Source organism: Microbacterium maritypicum MF109 (assembly GCF_000455825.1).
Taxonomy (GTDB): domain Bacteria; phylum Actinomycetota; class Actinomycetes; order Actinomycetales; family Microbacteriaceae; genus Microbacterium; species Microbacterium maritypicum_A.
In genome coordinates this window covers 1-400 of sequence record NZ_ATAO01000127.1, presented here as the reverse complement: position 1 = coordinate 400, position 400 = coordinate 1, and the positions used below count along the sequence as shown (strand labels likewise).

Below are 400 nucleotides of genomic sequence, written 5' to 3'. Positions count from 1 at the left end.
CCCTCGGCGAGGATGGACAGCTGCGCGGCGAGCGCGGGGGGCGCGCCCGTCTGGGCGACGAGACCCGCCATGTACTCCTGGAACGAGGCCTTGTGCGCCCGTACGATCTCGGCAACCTCGGGATTCGTGCCGCCGAGTTCACCGAACGCGTTGATGAATGCGCAGCCGCGGAAGTCGTCGGCGCAGAACCAGTTCTCGAGATAGCCGTAGACGGCGAGGAGACGTGCGCGCGGGTCGCCGCCCGCATCCGCCACGGCACCCGACAGGCCCGACTCCCACTCGGCGTGCTTGCGTGCGAGCACGGCCACGACGATGTCGGTCTTCGACGGGAACAGCGAGTAGAGGCGGCGCAGCGAGACCCCGGCCTCCTGACGCAGCTCGTCCATGCCGACGGCCGCGT

At 70.2% G+C, this 400-nt stretch carries 1 protein-coding gene; it reads right to left on the bottom strand.

Annotation, left to right across the window (positions count from 1 at the left end; all coding sequences use genetic code 11):
• Positions 1-400: TetR/AcrR family transcriptional regulator (locus L687_RS28305; protein WP_021199175.1), on the bottom strand; the 400-nt coding region annotated here is incomplete at both ends.